Below are 21,954 nucleotides of genomic sequence, written 5' to 3'. Positions count from 1 at the left end.
TTACGTGTGTGGCCCAAGGCGTAAGGGCCGTGATGATTTGACGTCATCCCCACCTTCCTCTCTACTTGCGTAGGCAGTCTCACTAGAGTCCCCAACTTAATGATGGCAACTAGTGACAGGGGTTGCGCTCGTTGCAGGACTTAACCTAACACCTCACGGCACGAGCTGACGACAACCATGCAGCACCTTGAAAAATGTCCGAAGAAAAGCCTATTTCTAAGCCTGTCATTTCCCATTTAAGCCTTGGTAAGGTTCCTCGCGTATCATCGAATTAAACCACATAATCCACCGCTTGTGCGGGCCCCCGTCAATTCCTTTGAGTTTCAAACTTGCGTTCGTACTCCCCAGGTGGCTAACTTATCACTTTCGCTTAGTCTCTGAAACTTACATCCCAAAAACGAGTTAGCATCGTTTACGGCGTGGACTACCAGGGTATCTAATCCTGTTCGCTCCCCACGCTTTCGTCCATCAGCGTCAGTTGTTGCTTAGTAACCTGCCTTCGCAATTGGTGTTCTAAGTAATATCTATGCATTTCACCGCTACACTACTTATTCCAGCTACTTCAACAACACTCAAGACTTGCAGTATCAATGGCAGTTTCACAGTTAAGCTGTGAGATTTCACCACTGACTTACAAATCAGCCTACGGACCCTTTAAACCCAATAAATCCGGATAACGCTTGCACCCTCCGTATTACCGCGGCTGCTGGCACGGAGTTAGCCGGTGCTTATTCGTATAGTACCTTCAGCTTTCCACTCGTGGAAAGGTTTATCCCTATACAAAAGAAGTTTACAACCCATAGGGCCGTCGTCCTTCACGCGGGATGGCTGGATCAGGCTTTCACCCATTGTCCAATATTCCTCACTGCTGCCTCCCGTAGGAGTCTGGTCCGTGTCTCAGTACCAGTGTGGGGGATCACCCTCTCAGGCCCCCTAAAGATCGTCGACTTGGTGAGCCGTTACCTCACCAACTATCTAATCTTGCGCGTGCCCATCTCTATCCACCGGAGTTTTCAATAAAAAACGATGCCGTCTCTTATATTATGGGGTATTAATCTTCCTTTCGAAAGGCTATCCCCCAGATAAAGGCAGGTTGCACACGTGTTCCGCACCCGTACGCCGCTCTCAATTGCCCGAAAGCAATCTACCGCTCGGCTTGCATGTGTTAGGCCTCCCGCTAGCGTTCATCCTGAGCCAGGATCAAACTCTCCATTGTATGTTTGTCTGACTCACTCAAAGTTTTTAACGCTTTAGTTTTTCCTTACTTGGTTGTTATATTGTATGTCAATGATCTTTATATCTTCCGCTTTTTAACGAAGCAATCTTTCTGTCTATCCGCTCCGTATTTGCGAGTGCAAAAGTAAAACTTTATTTTGTAATGACCAAATGTTCCTAAAGAAAATTTTAAAGTTTTTTAAGTAACCTTAATTCTTCTCAAAACCTCAATCACCCCCTACTCCTGCGCTCCGATTTATTCGGACTGCAAAGATACAAACTCTTTTTAAAACCACAACTCTTTTTGCAAAAAGTTTTTAAGTTTTTTTCGTCCGTCTCTTTTTGAAGTATTATAATGTTCTTGCTTACCTAAAAGCTCTTCTGCGCTTGACTGACTCTCTCTCGTTTTCAGTGGGGCAAAGATAACAACTTTATACAACGCAAAACAAGTCTAGTTAACATAAAATTCATTTTCCATTCCTATTTTAAGCTAAAAGGCTGGCAACTAGGGATAAAAATTATAAACAAATGTTTAAAGGGGCAATTGGAAAATTAATAGTTGGAGTATTTTTTTATCAATGACGGCTGGATGGTAAATTAATCATTGTTTTTAAGCTTTGAGAATATTATAAATACACCTATTCATAGGCACGGGCTTTAGCCCGGGATCAATAAAAACCATAAAATCCACCGGCTTTAGCCAAAACATATATATAATAATACCTCATACATGACTCATTTTTATTTATACACGGATTGACACAGAGGAATGTGGAGAGTTGGGTTGAGGAGGAAAGGTCAAGGAATATGGGAATTTGAAAAGGAAGATGAGAATAAGAAAATTGGAAGTTAGTTTAATATGTCATCATCCAGATGTAATTAAAAAAAATGCTTCACTAAGACCTTATACATATAGTAGCCTACAAGACAACCAATCGCATCGGCTACGATATCCAGGGTTTCCATAGACCTTCCTAGTCCCATTTCCTCCTGCAATATTTCAGTAAGGAACGCATAGATCAGGATGATCTGAAAAAAGTATGAGAATTTAATTTTGGGAAATGTAGCAACAAAAGAGAAACCTAAGGCTGCAAATATACTTACATGTAAAACTTTATCTATACCATTGAACATAAACCAATATTCATGGTTCTCCTGTCCCGGTTTAAGAAGCATATATGTAAGAAATGCCCAGTAAATGGGCAATATCTTACTAAATATTTTTGAAATTTTATCCAATGATCGCTTGATAATCTTCTGCAGAAAGTAATTCAGACTGATCTGCACCATCAGCAATTTCTAATTTAATAATCCATCCGTTTCCATAAGGATCCGTGTTCAATAATTCAGGTTGATCTTCCAGTTCTGAATTGAACTCAATAACTTTTCCTGAAATAGGTAAGAATAAGTCTGAAACAGTTTTTACCGCTTCTACACTTCCGAAAACGTCTCCGCCATTAAGGTCATCATCTACAGTATCTACGTCTACATATACGATATCTCCAAGTTCACCCTGAGCGAAATCAGTAATACCAATTGTAGCCACATTACCTTCGATCTTAATCCATTCGTGATCTTTCGTGTACTTTAATTCTGATGGTGTGTTCATTTTTTAATTTTTATTTTGTACAAATGTATTCAAAATTATAAAAGGTTCAAAGCCTTAATGGGCATCTTCACAAAATTTTAATTGCAACTAAAAAAATCACTGTTTTCACAGTGATTCAAGTAATAGTATGTTTATTTATTTTTTATCTTTTTCAACGACTCAATCTCTTCAGCTTGTTTTTTGACCTGCTTATTCAACTCAATGGTATACAATGTCAATTCTTCTATTTTTTGTAGTAACTTAATCTGAAACTCTCCTATATTTACGCCTTCTTTTTCCATTTCTTTGGCAGAGGCAATTTCAGGAAGATGCTTTTTTTCTCTGATATGTTTTTCAACAGCTTCCAGTTTTGGTAAATCATATTGCTCATCAAATACAAAATCAGCAGTTGGTGTCAGGGTAACTTTCATTTCCTTTGCTTCAAATTTTCCATATAATGCCATGTTTCCGGTATCAGAAAGCACTAATCTTGATCCATACATAGCTCCATCATTAGAATAACTCCAAAACTGCAGCGTATTTCCGTATTGACCTGTCATGTTGTATATAGTCCATCTTCTGGCTGTATTCGGAGCTGTTTTTGAAAGGTTTTCCAGCGTGATAGCCCCTCCTTCATTTGAGCCTATTCGAGAAACTAATTGTCCATCTACGACAAGCATATCTCTGACTAAAGTAACTAGTTGTTTATTATCCCCTGTATCAGAGACCAGATTAAAATTAATCTGATTCTCCAGCAATCTCATATAAGAACCTCCCGCAGCTTTATTTATGCGTGGAAACGATTGACTGCTGATGCTATGATAGTTTTTCACATTATTACCAATTCCTACTCCTGTATAAGTTTCCTGGGGTTCTGAAGCCCAAAGTGTTAAATTAGCAGGTCTGCTGGCACCGTCACCGGATGAATTCAATAAAATCATAGATCCAATATGCGAGCCTGAAACGGTAAGTTTTTCGGAAGGATTATTTGTTCCTATACCAATATTTGTGGTAGATGGATTTGATGTTGTTCCAACGACTCCTGCAGGAGTATACAATTGTGCTGCTGCCAGCCCTACACACAAGACAGTGTATAGCATAAATATTTTCTTCATAGTTATTTAGTTTATAGTTCAATCACCGCAAAAATAGCATTTAAATCCATAAATAGTCTGTTATTAAATAAAAAAGCCTCCTTCCTTTTCAGAAAGAGGCTTTATTATGTATACATCATTTTTAGAATCCACCTCCGGATTCTCCAAATGTAAATGTTGCAGAAATGCCGGCCCTAATAGTTGACAGTGGAAATGCTGTCGAGATTTTATATTTAGAGGTCATCTGTTCATAGAATACCCTAAGGTTTAAATTTTCGGAGACATTATAATCTGCGGAAAGTTTAATGTTCAAAAGTCTCTGCCCTCCTGTCACCTGGGAATCATTCAACAGGATATTCATAATGGAAGTTTTGCTGTCTCTTAATGAAATATCTCCCCTGATATTCAGATCACTTCCTTTTCCTCTGCCTCCTCTTCTTATATTGGCTGTACCCAATCTGAAATTCCGGATAATATATCCTAATCTCACCACATATTCCGAGTTGGAATCTTCAGTAAGGGTATGGTTTACCAATCCCAGCACCATCATCCTGTTTCTGTTGTATTGTAAACCAAACTGCATATTATTTCTCATAGTAACATCTACCCCGATAAGTGGTGCAAAAGATTCCACATATCCTACCTGAGCAAAAGTGAATGGATTAATATAATCATTATTAACATCAAATGCAGAGTCCGGATTGGAAACTTTATTAACAAGGCTATTAAAATAGTCAATACTTGATTGTATACCTGTAGCTGTATAAGTAGCAGTATATCCATGTAAAATATCAAACTTAGAGAACTGCCCGTTAATCATCGGGACATTTCTTAATCCTGAATATGTTACTCTCCAGTTTGGTAACGGGAATCCAGCTTTTTTAGGATTACCCATCTGTTTAACAGACTTACCTTCCAGAGCTGCTCTAAATGCCGGAATCAATACATATGCATTCGCAATACTATAATGTTCAGCAAATCCATCATTATCCAATATAGCTCCCGGCCCCCCTAACCGCTGAGAAAGTGCTCTTGCATTTTCTCTAAGCGCCTGATAAACCGCTTGTCCTTCACTAAACGAAGTTTTTAAAAGTATTGTCGAATTGGAATAAGTTACCAAGTCATTAGCAAAGGTAAAATCCGGATTCGGAACGCCTCCGTTGGTATAATTAAATCCTGTATGTGAAAAATTCCTGTTATAATTATGCAACACATTCAGATCAATTCTGAAATCATTGATTGGAACAATTTGTAGATTAGCTCTTAACTCTCTTGTTGACATTCTTACATACGGATCGGTCATATAATTAGAAGTACTTACCCAGCCATTTTCCATGACTGTTCTTCTGATATCTGCCTGTGAGCCTAATAAAAATCCTAGCGTAGGTCCTCCAAGAGTCTGGCCATATCCATACCAGTTTGGTGCGGATAATAACCCGGGAAGTACAGTACCATTATTCTCTGTATAATTAATATCCAATTGTTTGAACGAGGTCAGGAAGAATGCTGCACTCTGAAGTACAGTCAGTTTATTTTTGAATTTATAGCTCTTATACCGGTATCTGTTCTTTTCCCATTGTTTTGTATATACATTGTTCAAAGAATCAATCTCCTGTTTACGTTTCTGAAGTTTGGCTGCAATATTTTTAAAATATTTAAACTGTCCGAAGAATTTCGGAATATCAGCAGTTGCTGTCGCCTGGATTACATTGGTATTTTGTCCTATAGAACCTAAAGCACCTTCCGGGCTGGCAAGAATTGCCGTAGACCTGGAGTTCCAATTGTAGGTAAATCCATACCCTAATTCCGCATCAATAAAATCCAGATAAGGAAGATACTGGAAAGGTAATTTATAGTTAAGCTGTACTCTATGGTTATACAATACCGGTCTACCTGCTCTGAATACGTTTCCAAAGATCGATTTACTATCCATTGTATTCACATCCACATTATCATTAAGAGTTCTTGTTGCCGAATTGATTTCCAGCTTTAATGATTTTGAGAAGTTGAATCCTAATCCATACTGCCAGCCAAAATAGAAGTTTCTGTTTCTGATAGCATCAAAATTACCTGTAGTGTTCCCTCCTAAAATAGCTTCTACATTTCTAAACTCAAGCTCATTATAATTTCTGTCAATTTCCGTTCTGAAAGATAATCTTGTTGGAACAGGGTTAAAGTTAAATTCTTTAATCCATTTCAGATATTTTGCTGATTTTGCTGTATCACTGATCATTTTATTGAATGGCTTTACCACCCATGGTTTGAACGTGTAATTATAATCAATATATCCTTTCAGATATTGTCTGTAATTTCTCTTGGTATAAATATCCCTGAAATAATCATCGTTATAAACCGCCGTTACAGAAACGTTTTCAATATCATAGAACTTAGGCTTTTTATTCTGGTTTACTCTTTCCTTACGCATATTGACAACTCCTATACTTCTCTGCTGTGTATAGGTTCTTGCTACTTTTTTGAGCTGCTCCTTATTAGGCGCTTTGCTAAATTCAACATCGGTATCCAGAGGGTTATATTTAGGATCTTCGATCGTTTGGGAATAAGAGTAGTTCAATGGAATCTTCATTCCACTTTTTGCCGGTAAAAACTTATCGACATTGATTGCCGTATTGATACTAAACGCAGATTGTGTAGACTGATTCCTTTCCGAAGGTTTTGAATCAATATTTCCGAAACCTACCGAAGTATATGAAGCACTTGTATTCACTGTTGCAAAATCACCAAGATTGAAATTCAAACTTGCATTTCCGGCATATCCTCCGTCATTTTCAATTTCTGAAAGGCGGATTTCGTTAACCCAAAGGACCCTGGTCATCGGTCCGGATGTTCTGTCATCGTTTCTAATACCAATCATAATGGTAGAGATATTTCCTAAACTAGGGCGTCCTTTGATAAATATCTTTTTATAATTATTTTTATTAGCTTCTCCAAAAACAGGATCTTCCGTTCTATCAGTGATTTTAACCGCAGAATTTTTATCTCTTCTGATTTTTGCATCTACAAAACTTTGAACATCAAAATCCACCTGGTTCTCCATTGGCCATATCTCCATTGGAGCTGTTGCTGTAGTACTTGTCAGTAATAAAGATGCTTCATATTCATAGTAGTTATCTGTAGCATCATTACCAAAACGAATAAAGAATTTAGTTCTAGGATCTATCTTTCCTACATTCATATCTCTATTCAACGGATCATGAGCATGAACAAAAAGTTTAAGCTTCTTGTATCTTCTCATATCCAATGAAGTGTTTTTGAATACTCCTCTGGCTTCAGCTCTTAGATCAGTTACTTTCATGTAAAGTGACGCTTCATTTTGTCTTTGAGCTCCAGCGTTTCCACTTAATACCTGACGATCAATCCCCGGAGGCAATACATATGGTGGTTGATTCAAGGCATTCTCTTCAATATTTACACTTCCTACTTCAAAATTATTATTCAATGTCACACCTCCTCCTGTTCCTTCTTCAGGAGCAGTAACAAGCTGACTGGAAATCAGGTTAGGATATCTTCTCCAATCCGATCTTACAAGATCCATTGTTCCAAATCTCAGGGTAGAAGTTTGCTCGAATCCTGTCAGTAATAACCTCGCAAATCTCACATTGTTCAGTACTGATGCATTACGCTCTCCTTCTGCTCCATCTTCAGCATATTTGGAAACCGGAATTCTGAATAAATACCATTTTACATCTGAAGACTGCCCGTTCTGGAAATTAGCCTTTACCGTTTTTACATCTACAATATTATTTTTTCCCAATGAAAGATTTGCCTGATCAAGTTTTACTACATATTCATTATAGCTTTCCGTCTGATCAAGATTGTAATCTCTGTTAATATCTTCCGCATCCGGAGTCTGTGATGCTACTTCCAGAGAATTAGCCTGTGAATTCCCTTCCGGATTTCTAAAGTATTTATATCGCTGAACAAGGGATGCTGATTGACTGCCTGTAAATTTATCTGACATATAAAATACAAAGTCATCCACTGCCGGGTCTACAACATTCGTTACCGGGTTTACAAAAGTATTTCCGAATTTCATGGATTCCTGATCTGAACTCAGACCGTCATAACCCGCATCCTGTACTCTTCTTTCGTCTCCTTCAGTAGAAAATGCATAAAGAATAGGTGGCTGTTTTGGCTGTACTCCCCAGTTTGAGCTGGTTGTAGTAGATGGAGTTCCGGGAGTTGGAAGGCCGTTCTCATATAGTAACTTTCCATCTTTCAAGATATCTTCCGAAACATTTCCTAAATGCAATAAAAGTTTAGGGTCAGTTCCCAACTGATTCCCATCTGCATAAGGATCCATCATCCAGAACTCTACATATTCAATATTAGAAGTTACAAAGTTAGGGACGCTGATCGATCTCATAATACCGGCCCATCTGTTTTGAGCCAGCTCAGTTCCCGTATTCACGTTATAAGGTCCTCTTTCCTGAGGATAATAGGAAATATCAAAAGTATTGGTAAAAGTCTGCTCACCGGCTACAAAATCCCTGTTGTTATAAATTTCAGAATATTGTACCCTTCTTGAAGCGTGGTTAGACACTGATTGCTGGGTTATTCCGGAAGGTGCTTTTCCTCCTACTCCCCAGAATCTAGGATCGATATTATACCAGGATAACAATCCTCTTCCATATCCACTCGACAGATCATCATTGGCCGGGGCTCCATTGAACGGTGCTGATTTATTCTTTTCCGGTCTTGATGCCAGGCTCCATGCTGCCGGTTCTTTTAAAGATATTTTGGAAGTTGTCTGTTCAAAATCATCAATATAGGATTGGTTGTTGGTCCCTTTATTCAATCCCGGTAGCAGGTAAGCTGCTTCCATCTTAAAGTTTAAGTTGGATGGAGCTTCCGTGTTTACCAATGGTATTTTGTCGGTAAGCCTTGTCAGGAAAGGCATTTGATTGTTATACATCAAATTAATTCCAGCCATTGTATTATTTACTGCTTCCTGCCCGTAATTCACTTTCTGGGTAAGAGGAGATTCCGAATAATTTACTACTGTTCCTCCTAAAATAAAATGCTCATTAAATCTTCTTTCAAGATTTAATCCCAGGAACCTTTTTCGTTGCGTATTAAATGTCAACTGGTTTTCCAATGAAATATTAATAGCCTGACCGGATTGTTTTACGTTTTCGTTAATGATGGTCACCGTTCCAAGCATATAATCTACCGTATAGTCTATACCTTCGGTAAGCTGCACCCCGTTTGCCGAAACTTTAACAGATCCTTGCGGTACGTTTACAGCTCCTAAAGAAATCCCTTGTCCCTGGGTTCCTTTGTAACGTCCTTCCATGGTATACCTCTGGGCAAGATTACTGGCAGAAGCATCCTGCTTTTGTTTATCATACAGGTCATGGAAAACATATTGCGGGTCGTTGCTTCCTAACACATTCTGCATATAATCTCCAAAAGGCTGTACCTTAGTAAAGATAATCCTTCCGGTTTCCGGCCTTATGGTAATTCCGTTAACAAAGTCAAAAATACCATCACCTCTTGTTCCGTCTTTATTATTCTGGATATCCCCGTTCATATTGAGGCGGTCCCAGTTGAATAACTTCAGTAAATTTTGGTTTTGTACAGGTGTATCCGGAAGATAATTGACTTTACCTCCGGTTTTTTGATCCCTGTAATATACATTAAGGATAAAATTATCCTGTGCCACTTGTCCTGCATCTAAAGAATAAATATTCTTCATCATCAGATCCCACATAGGCGACTGTACATTAACTTTATTGTTAGGTCTTAATACTTTTGTCACCAAAACAGGGCTTTCTTCTGAGAATTCCCCTACTTTATATACCTTATTACTTCCATTAACGGTATATGAATATGATACCGCTAAAAGCTGGTTTTCATTAAGCCTTTGGTTTAATGAGATATATCCCAATTGCGGCTGCATGGTATACTCATTGCTATTCAGCCTTCTTGCTTTGGTATTAAAGATGAATTCTTCTCCGTTGTCGTATGGCGTGGTACTTCCCGGAAAAATCTGTCCCTGAAAAACAGTTGAGTAGTTCTTACCGGCTTCCCTGGTTCCCACAGCATTGGAAACAGCATCATATAATCCGTTCAGCGAGTTATCCGGCAATACGCCGCCGCCTTCTCCCAGGTCCCTGATTCCTATGATACTTTTTTGATAAGCCAGGTTACTGTTTCCCTGATCCAATACCCATACTTCCAATCTGGTAATATTAATGGTAGAATTGATCTGGGGATAATTGGCCAGGGCATCATCATATTTGCCAAGGAAATAATGTCCTAAAAAGTAGTGTTGATTATCTTCATAGTCAATGGCATTGACTTTAAAATTATTCATAACTCCGCCACCCTGTACCACAATATTCCTGGCTTCCCCTTGTTGCTGGGAAAGAACAACTGTCCCAAAGGTTTTCCCCAATTGAAAATCAGCTTTTACCCCGAATAAAGATTGTGAACCCCGGATAAGGCTTGTTGAAAGGGGCAGGTTTACATTACCGAATTCTACCCTTTTAATAATTTTATCTTCTCCTCCTTCACTGGGTTTATCTACGTTTCCAAGGCCTTTTTTCTGAAGATCTTTCCAGCTTCCCTTCGCCTGCCAGGCAATATTCATCCTGTTTTCAAAGGCAAATCCGCTCTGGGTATCATAATTAGCCTTTAGCTGAAGATTTTCTCCCACTTTACCTAATAATCCCAACTGGATCCTCTGATCAATATCAAAGGTGAAACTGGTCCTGTTTTGTGGTAAAATCAGTGGGTTATCAATTTTTTGATAAAGTCCTGCAAAATCGAGAGATGCATATCCCGAAGGAATAATTTCAATTTTATTTCCTCCAAAGATGGTTTCAAATAGCTTATTATTGATTAATAATGAAGGGATCAGCCCTTTTCTTCTGGCATCACTTCTGTCTCTCCTGAAAAGGAGATTGTACTTTTCGGATTTTTCTTTATAGTACGCTTTAGTCTGGGCAGCCAGCATGTATTCTTTATACTCTTCCGGAGACATCGCGGTAGGAGGACCGGTGATCGTATTTCCGATTTTAGGATACACAAAGTACATCCCGGTTTTTATGTCGTAGTAGGCCTCGTACCTTGTAGGGTCGGCCACTTCATATTCCTTTCGTATGATGGCCGTATCTTTTTTTACCTGCTGCGCAAAAGCACTTACAGACATACACAGAAACGACAGGAACAAAAATATGTTAAGATGCTTATTATTCGCCACCAAATGTTAAATGTTTTTTAAAATTTGTTTAACCAAGTCTTCAACTGAGATGCTTGGATTTTGTTTTAATATTTTATCAGCAATCTTCTCGCTCATTCGCTTAGGAATCCCTAAAACTTCTAATGCAGATAACGATTCTTCCTTAATTTTATTATCCACCATAGCAGAAATATTATCTTCTGTACCGCTGAATTTCTGGACTTTATCTTTAAGATCAACAATTATTCTTTCTGCTGTTTTTGCACCAATTCCTTTGGCTTTCTGAATCAGCGCACTGTTCTTTGAAAGGACTGCAGTAGCAATCTCATTAAGGCTTAAGGTCGACAGCAAAATAAGGGCAGAAACAGCTCCTACTCCATTAACGCTTATTAACAGATTAAACATTTCTTTTTCTGAACGAGTGTTAAATCCAAAGAGGAGATGAGCATCCTCCCGGATGATCTGTTGGATAAATAAAAAAGTCTGCTGATTCAAAACCAGCGTTTGTGAGGTCATTAAACTGATTCCCACATAATAACCAACACCTTGCACATTGATTACCGCGTAGGTAGGCGTAAGTTCCTGAACTGTGCCTTGTAAAGAAAATATCATTATTAATTTTTAAAACTCCCAAATATAGCAATTTAAACTAATTAATGTTTTCATTTCACGTACGAATGATTTTTAACTTAAATTTAAAATGAAAATTCAAGGAATTAACATAAAAACAAAAGACTCCAAAAATATGGAGTCTTTTGATCTATAAAAGCGTATTTTTAATAATCCGATTATCTATTCAGATTACTTTTTTTCTCTTCTTTGGGCATCCAGTACCGCAATGGTAGCAAGGTTAACGATTTCGTCCACGCTGGAACGCATCTGAAGAACATGTACCGGTTGCTTCAGCCCCATAAGGATTGGGCCTATTACCTGTGCCACTTTCATTCCTCTGATAATTTTATAGGAAAGGTTTGCACTTTCAAGGTTAGGGAAAATAAATGTATTGGCCGGCGTTGTTCCTAATTTTGAGAAAGGATAGTCACTTAAATGATCTGCATTCATGGCAAAATCCGGCTGAATTTCACCATCCACAATCATTTTAGGATATTTCTCATGAAGAATGCTCACCGCTTTGGCTACTTTTTTTGAAGTCTCGGAGATCGCAGCAAAGTTTTCAAACCCTAACATTGCAATTCTTGGCTCGATAGCAAAAGATTTCACTGTAATCTCTGCCATTTTAGCAATATTGACAAGGTCTTCTGCCGTAGGATTCTGATTGATGGAAGTATCCGCAAAGAAAATAGGTTTTTTCTCAGACAGGATCATCATCATAGCTGCAACTTTATCTACTCCTTTGTCTTTTTCAATAACTTCTAAAATAGGGCGCAATACCGAAGTATAATTTTTAGAAAAACCTACAATAAGACCGTCCGTATCCCCATGCTTCAACATTAAAGGCCCGAAATAATCCCTCTGACGAACATATCTTTTCGCTTTATATTCGTTCATGCCTTTTCTCTGGCGAAGCTTCCAAAGGGTTTCCCTGTATTTTTTCCTGTTCTCCTTCTGGTCATCATCACTTGGATCAATAATAGGAACATCCAGGGTAATTCCATAACGCTCCATCTGCTCTTTGATGTATTTTTTATCTCCTAAAAGACTTGGATAAGCAATTCCTTCTTCATAAAGAATCTGGGCTGCTTTCAATACGTTATATTCTTCAGCATTTCCAAGGGTAATTCTTTTCGGATTAGACTTGGCACGGCTTTGCATCATTCTTACCAGCCTCTCATCCCTACCCATTCTGTCCAGAAGCTGATGTTCGTATTCTTCGAAATCAGTAATTGTTTTTCCTGCAACACCACTTTCGATAGCAGCTTTTGCAACAGCACTGGATACTTTTGTGATCAGCCTGTTGTCAAACGGTTTTGGAATAAAATATTCTCTTCCAAATTGTAAATTCTGAACATTATAAGCTAAAATAACCGCCTCAGGCACCGGCTCCTTTGCCAGGTCGGCAATAGCATGTACTGCTGCCAGCTTCATTTCTTCGTTAATTCCTGTCGCCTGAACATCTAATGCACCACGGAAGATATAAGGGAATCCTAATACGTTGTTTACCTGATTAGGATAATCACTTCTCCCTGTAGCCATGATTACATCTTTACGGGTTTCAAGGGCAAGGTCATATGCAATTTCCGGATCCGGGTTCGCCAGGGCAAATACGATAGGGTTTTCATTCATGCTCAACAGCATTTCCGGAGTCATTACATTTCCTTTCGATAGCCCAACGAAAACATCAGATCCTTTTACAGCATCTTCTAAAGTTTCAATATCAGTTTGGGCAATAAAATCCAGTTTTTCCGGAGTAAGATTTTCTCTTTTATGATTAATAACCCCTTTACTGTCACACATCAGGACATTTTCTTTTTTAAGACCTAATGAAATATAAAGCTTGGTACAGGCAATCGCTGCTGCTCCTGCTCCATTCACGACCATTTTTACTTCTTCAATATTCTTATTGGCTATCTGCAATGAATTGATCAGTGCTGCAGCAGAAATAATAGCCGTCCCGTGCTGGTCATCATGCATCAAAGGAATATTCAATTCCTCTTTCAGTCTCTGCTCAATGTAAAATGCTTCAGGAGCCTTAATATCTTCAAGGTTGATCCCTCCGAAAGTCGGAGCAATCCCTTTTACGATTTCAATAAATTTGTCCGGATCTTTTTCGTTGATTTCAATATCAAAAACATTGATATCTGCAAAGATTTTGAATAGAAGACCTTTTCCTTCCATTACCGGTTTTGAAGCTTCGGCACCGATATCTCCTAATCCAAGTACGGCTGTACCATTTGAAATTACCGCTACCAGATTGCCTTTTCCTGTATAATCATATACGGTTTCCGGCTTTTCATGTATTTCCATACAGGGAACCGCTACTCCCGGAGAATAGGCCAATGACAGGTCTCTTTGGGAAGAGTGTGGTTTTGATGGGATAACTTCAATTTTACCTTTGGGTTCTGCTTTATGATAATCTAACGCGGCCTGGCTAAAGTTCTTTTCGTCGCGATGGTTTTTACTTGACATAAAATTTTGTTTTTTGTTAAAGGATATATTTAATGTGGTAATCAACTAAACTTTCAATTGGTTTCTGAACAACATGTCCCACATTTAAATGAAGTTCTGTAGCAACAGAACGTAGAATATTTTCATAATAATAGGCTATAGAGCCAATAAAATTGATCTCAGCTTCCTGTGCTTCCTGATAAGGAAGAACCTGATATTCGAAGAAACTTTTCATTTCTTCAAAGACCATATCCATAAAATAAGGATGTTCTTTTCTTTCGATAACAAATTTATTGAAATTAGCCAAATAAGCATTGGGTCTTGGGGAGTGATACATGTTTTTCAATGCATCTTCTATGGTAAGCTGATAATCTTTTTCGAACTCACTGTGAAGGTCCGCCGGCAGTTTTTTCATAAAATACCTGCGGACAAGCTGTTTTCCGATCGCACTTCCGCTCCCTTCATCTCCAATCAGGAAACCAAGGGAAGGCAGTTCTATTTTCAGATTTTCTCCATCAAAAAAGCAAGAATTTGAGCCTGTACCCAGAATGCACACAATGGCGGGTTTTCCGTTGTAGGCAGCATAAGCAGCAGCCATCAGATCTTCCTTAACAATAATTTCAGCTTTCCCGAAAACTTTCTTAAGTTCTTCCTCTATGATCTCACAATTTTTTTTCACTCCACAGCCGGAACCATAGAAAAAAACTTTGGTAATTGAATTTTTGACCGATATCAGGTTGCTGTTTTTCTGTATTTCAGGAGTAATAAGTTCTCTATTGATAAAATTCGGATTAAAGCCAATCGTTTCTGTTTTCAGAAAGACTTTTTTAAAGTCATCAAGTATTACCCAATCCGATTTAGTAGAACCACTATCTACAATAGCAACCATATGTTAGTTTTTAATTTAAGGATGCTAAATTATGAATTTATCTTTAATTAGCGTTTAAAAACAACCCGGAAGCTGTCCAAAATCACTACTGTTTTATATCAGTTTTTTTTTCATTGAATTGCAGAAGCCAATCTTCAATTTCATCTTCCAGGTAAGACGTCTGCAAAACCATGGCATTGATAAAATCATCAGGAACAGGTTCTCCATTGGAGTTTTCCAGATTCCAAAGCTCATCAGACATATTTTCGTATTCAGAATATACCCTTTTGAAGCGGGAATTTTCTCTCTCAAGAACTTCAATATTTTTTTGTTGAAGCTGGAATTTTCTGTATTTGTTTTGACGTTTCATACAAATATTATTATAAATTGGGTCACAAAATGTTGGAGTAGTATGCTTTCAACCACGCATTACAAGATAGAAAAAACCATCAACACAAAGAGTTGAAAATGAATTTATTATCAGGTTATTCTTATATCGTTTGGAATATTAAATTTAGAAATAATTTTTATTTAAAAAAATATTTTAACAACTTTTTTCAGTGTTTAACATATAGTTATAAATTTGCATATTCATATTACTGAGTGCCCTCAATAATGACAGTTAAAAGCCATTTTAAATGACCGGAATAAAGGCTATAGATGGCCTATCCGACTGTAAAACATCCTACTACTCAAATAATATGTAAGATATTTTAGTTTTATATTTAATTAAATGAAAGAAATACTCATACGCCAGAAACAGGTCTTGTTCTTCATTATCGCAGGAGGATTGAGTGCTATTGTAGAAATTGGCAGTTTTAAGGCGTTCAGTACCTCACTTCCTCTCTTTATTGCCAGAGAGACCAACTTCCATGGGGTGCACTATCCTTTAAGTAACATTTTTTCTACAGGTTGTGGAATCCTCACCAATTATTTTCTTAGCATCTGGTTTGTTTTTGAAAGAGGAAAACATTCTAAGAAAAAGGAGTTCGCCTATTTTATGGGAGTATCTTTTATTTCCACATTATTGAGCCTGGGCTTCTTCCAGATATTTTACAGTTTTATTTTTAAGGATAATATCAATTTATTTTTTTATACCTTGAGCCCTGAAATGATCAGTAAAATTGCAGCAATTTTATTGGTTTCCATTCTTAATTATTCGGTTAAAAAGAAAGTAATCTTTAATGGTTAAACTGTGACAAAAGTTTTAAATTATCTCTGGAGGTTTTGGTTATTGTTATTAGCATTTGTCTTAACAATTATTCTTGGGATTCCTGTTTATATTTTATCTTTCAGTAAAAAACATTACCGGTATGCCTATAAATTTGTCCGCCTGTGGTGTTTCGGAATGTTCTATGGAATGGGTTTCAGGTATGACCTTATTAAACTTTCGACTCAAGAGAAGGATAAAAGCCAGCAATATGTTTTTATCTCCAATCATACCTCTATCATGGATATCATGCTTACCTGCATTCTGTTCCCTCATCACCCTGTATGTTTTGTAGGAAAAAAAGAGCTTGTTAAGATTCCTATCTTCGGAACCATCTATAAAAGAATCTGTGTAATGGTAGACAGAACCAGCGCCAGGAGCCGTGCGGATGTATACCGGAGGTGTGCAGAAAAAATGGAAGAAGGAAACAGTATTGCCATTTTTCCGGAAGGAGGAGTACCGGATGACACCTCTATTATCCTTGACGACTTTAAGGACGGTGCTTTTATTTTATCTTCGAAACACCACTCCCCTATTGCAGTTTATACTTTTATCGGACTCAAGGAGATGTTTCCTTTTGAGAACTCCAAAGGCTACCCCGGAAGAGTAAAGGTTTATTTCAATGGAATTATAGAACCTACTGATTCTCCGAAAGTCCTAAAGGAAAAGGCTTACCAAGTTATTAAAAAAACTCTGACACAGCATTCCATTTAAAAGAATTAGTTATATTTGTTTGCGAAATTTTCAATAAAATATGTCAAATTATTCTAAACAAACCAATTGGGCACAATTCATTCCATTGGTTACCGTATTCTTCTTTTGGGGATTCGTAGCCGCCAGCAATGATATTCTGATCCCTGTTTTTCAAAAAGCCTTCAACTTATCCCAAACAGAAAGCATGTTGGTACAAATATGTTTTTATGTAGCATATACTGTAGGTTCTTTAATCTATATGATAGTATCAAAGGGCTTAAAGCAGGACCTGATCAATAAAATTGGTTATAAAAACGGGCTTATTGTCGGGCTTCTTATTTCTGCATTAGGAACACTTTTATTCTATCCGGCTGCCAATATGCAGTCTTTCCCGTTAATGATCTCCGGATTATTTATTGTAGGTTTAGGATTCTCTCTCCAGCAGATTGTTGCAAACCCGCTTGCTATTGAAGTAGGTCCTACAGAAACGGGATCACAAAGACTTACAATGGCCGGAGGAATCAATAACCTGGGGACTACCATAGGGCCTCTTATTGTTGCATTTGCGATTTTTGGTTCTGCAAGTGCTGCTAATACTGAAGCAAGTATAGAAAGTGTAAAAGTACCTTACCTGATTCTGGGAGCTGCTTTTGCATTAGTAGCCTTAATGCTCAAATTCTCATCACTCCCTGCCGTAACGCCAACCAATATGACAGACACGGATGATACGACTCCGGGGGAACACAGGAGCTCTGCTTTCCAGTATCCTCAGCTTGTCATGGGAATGATCGCTATTTTTGTATATGTAGGAGTAGAAGTTTCCACAGCAAGTAACCTGCCTGCCTATATGGAAAAAGGATTAGGTTTCGAAACCAAAGAGGTAGCACCTTATATTTCGTTATATTGGGCATCATTAATGATTGGCCGGTGGACCGGAGCAGTAGAAGCATTTGACTTCAGCGCGGGATTCAAAAAAATCTTAAGATTTTTAGCGCCTTATCTTGCATTCGGTGTATTTTTATTTGTGAATGCTGTTGCCAAACATGATCTTTCTCCTTTCTATGTATACGGATTCGTTATTATTGCGATGATTATCTGCGATATTATGAGTAAAGGAAATCCGGCAAGGATGCTTCTGATCTTCTCATTGGCAGGAATTACAGCATTGCTTATAGGTATGTTTACAACAGGAATGGTATCTGTATATGCATTTACCAGTGTAGGTCTTTTCTGCTCTACGTTATGGCCGTGTATTTTCGCTTTAGCTATTAACGGACTAGGAAAGCATACTAATCAGGGATCCGGATATCTCATCATGATGATCATGGGAGGAGGTATCGTAAGTTTTATACAAGGTTATATAGCGGATATTACAAATATTCATTTCAGCTATATCGTGGGGGTTATTTGTTTTGTGTATCTTGCATTCTATGCAATACGTGTCACCGGAATTTTAAAAGCTCAGGGTATTGATCTGGATAATGTTACTAAAGGAAATGGACATTAAGATAACTAAAACAATATATAAGAAGAAGAGATTTTGGGCAGGTTTATTACTTGCCCAATTTCTTTTGTTTTATGCTTTCTCAAAGTTAACATTCATGATTTCATTTTTTGAAATTTTTTTTGAATTTCAAAAAAGAATCCATCAGCTACTTTTTAGCTGGATCTCCTTTTCAGTGGGCGATGTCATTTATATTTTGCTGGGGATATTTTTCCTCTACTGCCTTATTATTTTATTTAAGAGGAGAAAAAGAGCCCAATCTCTTATAAGAATCCTGATAGTTGTTAATATCTTTTACTTTACGTATCAAATCTTTTGGGGGATGCTTTACTTTCAGCCTCCTGTTATTAAAAAGCTTCCGAGCCAGGAAAAACCAGAAATTGACAAAGCAAAAAAGCTTGCCTTTATCTATCTTGAAAGGTGTAAAAAAACCCGACAATCTGTACAGGAAGATCATAAAGGAAGATTCATTATTACCAATCTAGAAGCTATACAGGAGGAAATTCTCTTGCAGCAAACCCGTCTTCCAACCTATATTTCGGACAAAAAAACCACCCGGATTCCTGTCATCAAACCCAGTTTATTTAAAAACGTGATGAGCTTTACGGGTATTTTAGGATATTATAATCCTTTTACAGCTGAAGCACAATATAATTCTGAGCTTCCGTCTACCTTCATTCCTTTTACAACAGCACATGAAAGCTCCCATCAGCTGGGTTTTGCCAGAGAGCAGGAAGCTAATTTCATCGGATATTTAACAGGTATTCACTCCAACAACCCGGAGCTAAGATACAGCACTGAATATTTTACTTTAAAGAGTCTGCTAAGATTCATTGCAGAACAAGATCCAAAATTCGTAAAATCTGTTCTTACCCAATATTCTCCTGCTATGAAAAGAGACAGGGCTTATGAAAGAGAATTTGTCTTCAGCCATCAGGGCTGGCTGGATGATTTCTTTGGTCTGACTAACAATCTGTTTTTAAAAAGCAATCAACAGGAAGGCTCTGTTACTTATTCTTACTTTATAGATCTCCTTCTGAACTACGAAAAATAAAAAAGCAAAAAAAGAATCGTATCAGGCGATACGATTCTAAAAACACAAATGATGAAAAAAAATTTATTACCTTGACTTGTTCCCTCATTCAAGGCGATGTAAAAGTACGACATATTTTATAAATACAAAAACATTTCTTTTCTTTTTTAAAACTTTATGAAAACTTTATGATTTTTTAAGTTTTTTTGAGTTCGTTACAGATAATCAATAATCATGTAGAATCCAGTAAAAACAATACAATTCCCTAGCTAAATGTAAATTTTACTGAAAATAAAATAAAAAATTAAACATTTTATTAAAATAAGAACATCATGATTAACAGATGTTTTCCAAGAAGCAAAAATTAGAGTTATTTCATCTAATCAATAATATATTTCTAATTTTTATATAACTAATGTTTACTAGCAATTAAAGGGATTCATTTTAATTTTTAGTCAGTTTTCAAAATCCATCTCTTTATTTTTACCTGTAAAATGAAAGTTTTGGATAAAGAAGAATTTAAAAGTATCGGAATTTAATAAAAGACAATAATGAAAGCAACATTACGTAAAAAAATAAAATATTGAAAGTCAAATCATATCCAGCAATACACGTTTATATCTCACTAATAAAAGAAAAAAATTTTTGTTTATTTAAAACATCTGTGTATTTTAGATAAAAATATTAATATGCTTTTCGACAAACTAATTAACTACCTAAAACTTGACAAACAGGAATTCATTTTCCAGTTCAATTCTCATCCTAATTACCCGTCAGCACTAGCTTTTAGTGATACCCTAAACTTTATGGGAGTGAAAAATGATGCTTACGAACTTGATAAGGAATATTGGGATGAATTACCTGAAGAGTTTATTGCTATTGTCGACAATTCTTTCTCCCTGGTAAAAAAAACGGGAAATAATTATTCTGTTTATTCCGAAAAAGCAAAAACAATAGACAAGCAAGAGCTTCATCAAAAATCCACCAATTTTGTTCTTTTATTTGAAAAGACGGAAAATGCGGAAAGTAAGCTGGCATTCAACTTCAAGCCGGTTCTTTATTGCATTTTTGCTATGGTACTTGTTTACTCTTTCATCAGCCAGACATTATATGAAGCAATATTCAATATTCTCTCCCTGGCCGGGGTGTACATCTCTATTGAAATTTTTAACCAGAAATTCGGTAATACGTCTACCGTTATCGGAAGTATATGTGGAGGCAATAATGCAACCGTTCAAACGACCAATTCATGTGATAAAATCATCAAACAGGATAAGACAAGTATTTTAGGATTAAAGTTTTCTGACTTTTCATTGATTTATTTTACAGGGCTTGCTGTTCTTGGCCTTTTTCTTCCTGCTTCAGCATATCTTATCAAAGGTTTTACTATTGTTTCTGTGATTGCTATAGGCTATTCATTATATATCCAGGCATTTGTAGAAAAAACATTCTGCAGGATTTGCCTTTTAATTATTTCAATTCTTATTGGCCAGTTAGTGATCAGCACCTTGCTTTTCACGGAAGTTTCATTCGGAATCGGTGCACTTTTATTAGCAGTAATTTTATGGGCGCTTATCTTTTCAGCCGTTTTATATTTCAATAACCTGCTTACTCAAAAAGAAGAGCTTCAAAAATCTAATGCCAAAAATCTAAGATTCAAAAGAAATTATGAACTTTTTAAAAGTCAGTTGGCACAAAATGAAAAAATAGAATTCGGGGATAACCAGACATTTCTCGTAGGGAATAAAGATGCAAAACTTCATATTTCCATCATCTCTAATCCTTACTGCGGCTTCTGTAAAGGAGCTCACAAAATCGCAGAAGATCTTTTAAAGAGATATCCAAATGATATCTCCATACAGATGAGATTCAATTATACTCCTGAAAGGGCAAATGAGAAATATACTCAATTAATCTCTGACCTTACTTATATTTATAAGAACAAACCGGAAAAAGAATTCCTGAATGCTGTAGAAGAATGGTTTGAAACAAAAGATGAAAATAAGATCAATATTTTATCCGGAGGAAATCCTACGTCAGAAAATCTGGATGCATTGATTGCCATGTCTCAGGAAAACAGTAATGCAGGCCTAAACTTCACGCCTATTTTTATTATCAACGGATATCAGTTCCCGGAAAAATATGACCGTGAGGATATCTGGTACTTTGTTGATGAATTAATAGAAGATGATGACTTTTACTAGACAGGATACAGCTTTCGAAAATTTCACTATATTAGGAAAAGCAAAAATCAATAGCCAGACTCTTTAAAAAAGCAACTAAAAACTATTATTATGAAAGACCAGAAAAGACTTTTAAAAGATAAGATACATATCCCGAAAAGGAGCTTTATGCCCGAAGACCTACAGCAGGCAAAAGCAGTCAAAAATTTCAAAAAAAACACCTGTAAAGGTGTACTAGACCTGAACGTCCAATGGTAGTATTTCCAGACAACCATTCATTGAATTATAATATTGAA

14 protein-coding genes and 1 rRNA gene (1 of these 15 only partly in view) are annotated in these 21,954 nt (G+C 37.0%); 6 read left to right on the top strand and 9 right to left on the bottom strand.

Annotated elements, in window-relative coordinates; genetic code table 11:
* The 9 genes from OK18_RS10545 to OK18_RS10505 form a co-directional block, all read right to left on the bottom strand.
* Positions 1–1,216 (bottom strand): 16S ribosomal RNA (locus OK18_RS10545) (it extends 301 nt beyond the left edge of the window).
* An 878-nt stretch (positions 1,217–2,094) separates the two neighbouring features.
* Positions 2,095–2,391: a VanZ family protein gene (locus OK18_RS10540; protein WP_316932796.1), complete on the bottom strand. Its 297-nt coding sequence runs from the start codon at positions 2,389–2,391 to the stop codon at positions 2,095–2,097.
* Between the two features lie 55 nt (positions 2,392–2,446).
* Positions 2,447–2,824, bottom strand: a complete 378-nt coding sequence (gcvH, locus tag OK18_RS10535; protein ID WP_050022426.1) for a glycine cleavage system protein GcvH — start codon at positions 2,822–2,824, stop codon at positions 2,447–2,449.
* A gap of 131 nt (positions 2,825–2,955) precedes the next feature.
* Positions 2,956–3,918 carry a hypothetical protein gene (locus tag OK18_RS21695; RefSeq protein WP_053327968.1) on the bottom strand — a complete coding sequence of 321 codons (963 nt, stop codon included), beginning with the start codon at positions 3,916–3,918 and terminating at the stop codon, positions 2,956–2,958.
* Positions 3,919–4,039: 121 nt separating this feature from the next.
* Positions 4,040–11,071, bottom strand: a complete 7,032-nt coding sequence (gene sov, locus OK18_RS10525; protein WP_053327967.1) for a T9SS outer membrane translocon Sov/SprA — start codon at positions 11,069–11,071, stop codon at positions 4,040–4,042.
* 57 nt (positions 11,072–11,128) lie between these two features.
* Entirely contained in the window at positions 11,129–11,713 is a 585-nt protein-coding gene (ruvA, locus tag OK18_RS10520) for a Holliday junction branch migration protein RuvA (RefSeq protein WP_053327966.1), read from the bottom strand.
* A 189-nt stretch (positions 11,714–11,902) separates the two neighbouring features.
* Complete coding sequence (locus OK18_RS10515) at positions 11,903–14,188, bottom strand: NADP-dependent malic enzyme (RefSeq protein ID WP_050022438.1); 2,286 nt, start codon at positions 14,186–14,188, stop codon at positions 11,903–11,905.
* 16 nt (positions 14,189–14,204) lie between these two features.
* A complete protein-coding gene (locus OK18_RS10510) occupies positions 14,205–15,056 on the bottom strand; it encodes an ATPase (protein WP_050022430.1) in 852 nt (283 codons plus the stop codon).
* A gap of 85 nt (positions 15,057–15,141) precedes the next feature.
* Entirely contained in the window at positions 15,142–15,405 is a 264-nt protein-coding gene (locus OK18_RS10505) for a hypothetical protein (protein WP_053327965.1), read from the bottom strand.
* Positions 15,406–15,768: 363 nt separating this feature from the next.
* On the opposite strand from OK18_RS10505, the gene OK18_RS10500 reads away from it, so the two are divergent.
* The 6 genes from OK18_RS10500 to OK18_RS21185 all read left to right on the top strand — a co-directional run bounded on the left by OK18_RS10500 (position 15,769) and on the right by OK18_RS21185 (position 21,916).
* A complete protein-coding gene (locus tag OK18_RS10500; RefSeq protein WP_050022432.1) occupies positions 15,769–16,227 on the top strand; it encodes a GtrA family protein in 459 nt (152 codons plus the stop codon).
* Between the two features lie 3 nt (positions 16,228–16,230).
* Positions 16,231–16,959 (top strand): lysophospholipid acyltransferase family protein, encoded by a 729-nt coding sequence (locus tag OK18_RS10495; protein ID WP_082129177.1) that lies wholly within the window; start codon positions 16,231–16,233, stop codon positions 16,957–16,959.
* A 40-nt stretch (positions 16,960–16,999) separates the two neighbouring features.
* Complete coding sequence (locus tag OK18_RS10490; RefSeq protein ID WP_053327964.1) at positions 17,000–18,445, top strand: MFS transporter; 1,446 nt, start codon at positions 17,000–17,002, stop codon at positions 18,443–18,445.
* Complete coding sequence (locus tag OK18_RS10485; protein WP_316932794.1) at positions 18,420–19,496, top strand: DUF3810 domain-containing protein; 1,077 nt, start codon at positions 18,420–18,422, stop codon at positions 19,494–19,496. The genes OK18_RS10490 and OK18_RS10485 overlap by 26 nt, the downstream gene beginning before the upstream one ends.
* A 668-nt stretch (positions 19,497–20,164) precedes the next feature.
* Complete coding sequence (locus OK18_RS10480; protein ID WP_053327963.1) at positions 20,165–21,679, top strand: vitamin K epoxide reductase family protein; 1,515 nt, start codon at positions 20,165–20,167, stop codon at positions 21,677–21,679.
* Positions 21,680–21,769: 90 nt separating this feature from the next.
* Positions 21,770–21,916, top strand: a complete 147-nt coding sequence (locus OK18_RS21185; protein WP_156173261.1) for a hypothetical protein — start codon at positions 21,770–21,772, stop codon at positions 21,914–21,916.
* Positions 21,917–21,954 lie beyond the last annotated feature (38 nt).

It is taken from the genome of Chryseobacterium gallinarum (assembly GCF_001021975.1).
Taxonomy (GTDB): Bacteria; Bacteroidota; Bacteroidia; order Flavobacteriales; family Weeksellaceae; genus Chryseobacterium; species Chryseobacterium gallinarum.
The sequence above is the reverse complement of the archived record's forward strand: the minus strand, read 5'-3'. Positions and strand labels throughout refer to the sequence as shown.

Coding starts and splice junctions, on each gene's coding strand:
- OK18_RS10485 (WP_316932794.1), top strand. CDS start 18,420: ATGTTACTAAAGGAAATGGACATTAAGATAACTAAAACAATATATAAG.
- OK18_RS21695 (WP_053327968.1), bottom strand. CDS start 3,918: ATGAAGAAAATATTTATGCTATACACTGTCTTGTGTGTAGGGCTGGCA.
- OK18_RS21185 (WP_156173261.1), top strand. CDS start 21,770: ATGAAAGACCAGAAAAGACTTTTAAAAGATAAGATACATATCCCGAAA.
- OK18_RS10505 (WP_053327965.1), bottom strand. CDS start 15,405: ATGAAACGTCAAAACAAATACAGAAAATTCCAGCTTCAACAAAAAAAT.
- OK18_RS10500 (WP_050022432.1), top strand. CDS start 15,769: ATGAAAGAAATACTCATACGCCAGAAACAGGTCTTGTTCTTCATTATC.
- gcvH (WP_050022426.1), bottom strand. CDS start 2,824: ATGAACACACCATCAGAATTAAAGTACACGAAAGATCACGAATGGATT.
- OK18_RS10540 (WP_316932796.1), bottom strand. CDS start 2,391: ATGCTTCTTAAACCGGGACAGGAGAACCATGAATATTGGTTTATGTTC.
- OK18_RS10490 (WP_053327964.1), top strand. CDS start 17,000: ATGTCAAATTATTCTAAACAAACCAATTGGGCACAATTCATTCCATTG.
- OK18_RS10510 (WP_050022430.1), bottom strand. CDS start 15,056: ATGGTTGCTATTGTAGATAGTGGTTCTACTAAATCGGATTGGGTAATA.
- ruvA (WP_053327966.1), bottom strand. CDS start 11,713: ATGATATTTTCTTTACAAGGCACAGTTCAGGAACTTACGCCTACCTAC.
- OK18_RS10515 (WP_050022438.1), bottom strand. CDS start 14,188: ATGTCAAGTAAAAACCATCGCGACGAAAAGAACTTTAGCCAGGCCGCG.
- sov (WP_053327967.1), bottom strand. CDS start 11,071: ATGTCTGTAAGTGCTTTTGCGCAGCAGGTAAAAAAAGATACGGCCATC.
- OK18_RS10480 (WP_053327963.1), top strand. CDS start 20,165: ATGCTTTTCGACAAACTAATTAACTACCTAAAACTTGACAAACAGGAA.